We start from the raw sequence: 3077 nt of genomic DNA, 5'->3' as shown, positions 1-3077 counted from the left end.
GGCAGGGCCGGGCGGGGCTGTTCGGCGCCGGGGCCCGCCGGGGGAGTGCGGGCGGTGTCCGGGCCGGGGAGCGCGCGCGGGGACGGGAGTGCGGGGAGCGCCGGGCGACTGGGCAGCGCGGGGCGCTCCGGAAGGGCGGGAAGCGGCGGCCGGGAGTGCGCCGCGGTGCGGTACGCCGACGAGTGCTGGGGGCCGGGCGTGGTCATGCAGGTGCTCCTCGGGGCAGGGGGGACTGCGCCGCGGACGGGCCGGTGCGCGGTGATACCGGGCGGCTCGCGCCGTCCGGGGCCCCCACCGCGCGCAAGTCCGCCTGATCGGAGGCGGGTTGCGGGCCGAGGGCGGGCAGAGGGGGTGACCTCAGCGGCGCCGGCAGACGGTGGCGGTGCCTTCCGCCGACGCCGGGAACACTCAACACGTCCTGTGGACGGTGTGGAGCCATTCCCTCCACAACTGGGCCCGGATTCCTTCACATTTGGGCCCGCGGGCCCAGAGCGTACGGCGCTCCGCTACGTACACCCTTCACCCCAGGTACTCAACTGAGCTTACCGACAACACATTTGAGTGCCTGTCAGAGACCAAGTCTCCGGCGTGCCGCCGAGCCGCGGCGAGCGGCGCGACGTCGTCCCCGGCCGGCGACTTTTCAACTCGCCCGTTTCGGCGGCGAACTGTGTCGCTCCGGCAGGAGCAGCGTGCCCGCCCGCTTGGTGCGGCGCTGTACGAGGGCCGTCTCGGCGCCCCGGATGCCGGGCAGCGCGCCGAGGTCACGGGACAGGTACTCGTAGAGTGCGCCCGCGTCGCGGCACTGCAGCATGGCGAAGACGGCCGCCCGGCCGGTGGTCGCCGCGGCGAAGGCGACCGGGGCATGCCCCGCCAGTGCCTCGGTGACCGTGGGCAGGGTGCCGGGTGCCACGTCCAGCCAGAGGAGCGCCTCCAGCGGTGCGCCGAAGTGCGCGGGGTCGACGTCCACCTCGAAGTGCAGCACCCCGGTGCTGCGCAGGCGGGAGATACGGCGGCGGGTGGTGGAGGCCGACCAGCCGGTGACCTCGGCCAGGTGGCGGATGTCGGCCCGGCCGTCCCGCGCCAGTTCCCCGGCGAGGCGGGCATCGGCCTCGGTCCAGGCCGTGGGGCCGGGGTCGGGCCCGGGCCCGGGTGAGGATGCGGCCCCGTCCGCATCGCCGGTCGATGGCGAGCCCGCGCCCCCGTCGCCGCCCACCGCCGACCTCGCCGGCTCCGCCGCCGTCCGCAGCCGCTCCTGCTCAGCCGCGTCGAGCGCACTCGTACGGCCCGACCAGCCACCGACCCCCGCCACCGCCCGCAGGACGCAGCCCGCCTGCACATCCCGTACACCCGGTGTCCGGGCGAGCTGCTCGAAGAAGGACCGGCCGCCGTCCGGTCCACCCGCCGGCCGGCCCGGCGCGGGCGTGCGGACCATGCACACCAGGCGGCCGCCGCCCGCGAGCGGTGCGATCCACGAGGTGTCGTCCCGCTGGGCGAGTAGGGAGGTCAGCGTCTCCGTCGCATCGGGCGCACAGTCGAGCGTCACGAACCAGTCGGCCATCCCGATCCGCGCACTGTCGACCAGGCCCGCGACCCGGACGGCCAGCGCCGACCGCAGTCGGTGATAGCGCCGGGCGAGCGTGCGCTCCGGGACGCCGAGCACCGCCGCGATCCGGCTGAACGGGGCGCGCCCGTCGACCTGCAGAGCGTGGACGAGCCGCCGATCGAGGTCGTCCAGAGTGACGGATTGCGTCATCGGATGGCTCTCCGGTGTCGGATGGCGTCGTTCCGGCCGACTGTACAGCGCCCACCGCTCCCTCCGGCGGGACGCTGAGGGGCACGGGCCGCCGAAGGAGTGGCGGGCCCGGACCGGCCGCGCAGCCCGCCCCGGTCGGCCGGCCGGACAGGAGACCACCTCATGGAACCGCTGATCACCCTCATCGCCGTGACCGCCCTCCTCCTGCTCGCCGGCCACCCAGGGCGTGTCCGTGGCGTCACCCGGCTCCGCGGCCGGCCGGTGGCCGCCCTGCGCGGTGGCCTCGCGGCCATGTTCGTCCTCACCGGCATCGCGCACTTCGCCGGCATGCGCGCGGAACTCGTGGACATGGTGCCGTCCGCGTTCCCCGCACCCGAGCTGCTCGTCACCCTCTCCGGAATCGCCGAACTCGCAGGCGCCGCAGGCCTGTTGTGGGCGCCTACCGCCCGGCTCGCGGCGGGCGGGCTCAGCCTGCTGCTGGTCGTCGTGTTCCCGGCGAACGTCCACCTGGCGGCCGGCGGTGACGTCCCCTGGTACGACGAACTGGGCCCGCGCACCGTCACCCAGATCATCTTCCTCGCGGCCACCCTGACCGTGCTGTTCAAGCACCGGCGCCCCGCGGACGACACAAGCCCGCAGCCGCGGGTGCCGCTCGCCCGCTGAGGTTCAGTTGCTGGTGCACACGGAGGTGACGTAGCGGCCGCCGCCCGCGCGGTTCATCGCCGAGCGCTGGGCCTTCCCGCGGGTCTCGCCGTGGCCGCCGCTGTACCGGTGGGTGGTGGAGTTGTGCACCACGGCGCCGCAGCCGTTGTGGAACGACGTGATGACCTTGCAGGCGCCGCTGCAGTTGTTCATCGCCGCCTGCTCGGCCGCGCTGCGGGACTTGTAGTCCCACGCCCTGCCGATGCTGCCCTTGCCGCTCACGGCGATCGCGCCGTAGTACGTCGGCGGTGGCGGGGGCGGCGGCCGGTAGGTGGACCGAGCGGGCGTCGGGGCACGGTACGTACGCGTCGGCGCGGGCTCGTCGTCGGTGTCCGGGGGGTCCGGAGTGGAGCGGGCGGTCTTCGTCGGGCGGCTGTACGTGGGCCGCTCGCGCGGCGAGTAGGTGGGGCCCGCGTCGTCCTCGTCGTCCCCGTCGTTTCCGGAGTACGCCGGGCTGCTCGAAGTGGTGTCCCCGGCCTCGGAGTTGGAGCCGCCCGACCCTCCCGCGCCGCCGAAACCGTCCGACCCGCCGGACAGCAGCGAGGCCAGCACCACGGCCCCGACCACCGCGGCGGCCGCGGCCGCGGCGATCCCGCCGGGCGTCCAGGCGGAGGTCCGCGCG

Annotated in this window: 3 protein-coding genes and 1 pseudogene; 1 reads left to right on the top strand and 3 read right to left on the bottom strand. The window is 75.3% G+C overall.

What is annotated here, in order from left to right:
* Both DY218_RS35425 and DY218_RS25425 read right to left on the bottom strand, forming a co-directional pair.
* Window positions 1-206, bottom strand: a pseudogene (locus DY218_RS35425) (hypothetical protein); the annotation flags it as partial.
* A gap of 434 nt (window positions 207-640) precedes the next feature.
* The gene (locus DY218_RS25425) at window positions 641-1753 is read right to left on the bottom strand and encodes an Lrp/AsnC family transcriptional regulator (protein ID WP_128558482.1); all 1113 of its coding nucleotides are present in this window, start codon (window positions 1751-1753) and stop codon (window positions 641-643) included.
* A 162-nt stretch (window positions 1754-1915) separates the two neighbouring features.
* Between DY218_RS25425 and DY218_RS25420 the strand changes: the two genes are divergently transcribed.
* A complete protein-coding gene (locus DY218_RS25420) occupies window positions 1916-2416 on the top strand; it encodes a DoxX family protein (RefSeq protein ID WP_128558481.1) in 501 nt (166 codons plus the stop codon).
* Between the two features lie 3 nt (window positions 2417-2419).
* On the opposite strand, the gene DY218_RS34630 is transcribed toward DY218_RS25420, so the two are convergent.
* A partial coding sequence (locus tag DY218_RS34630; RefSeq protein ID WP_199566853.1) for a DUF4189 domain-containing protein occupies window positions 2420-3077 on the bottom strand: 658 nt, incomplete at its 5' end.

The sequence above is a fragment of the Streptomyces triticagri genome, assembly GCF_003429565.1.
In the GTDB taxonomy this organism is placed as follows: Bacteria; Actinomycetota; Actinomycetes; order Streptomycetales; family Streptomycetaceae; genus Streptomyces; species Streptomyces triticagri.
Note: the sequence above shows the minus strand (reverse complement) of the source record. Positions and strands in the feature narration are given on the sequence as shown.

Bases quoted from the DNA above. Each gene is read 5' to 3' on its own strand.
- DY218_RS25425 (WP_128558482.1), bottom strand. From the start codon at position 1,753: ATGACGCAATCCGTCACTCTGGACGACCTCGATCGGCGGCTCGTCCAC.
- DY218_RS25420 (WP_128558481.1), top strand. From the start codon at position 1,916: ATGGAACCGCTGATCACCCTCATCGCCGTGACCGCCCTCCTCCTGCTC.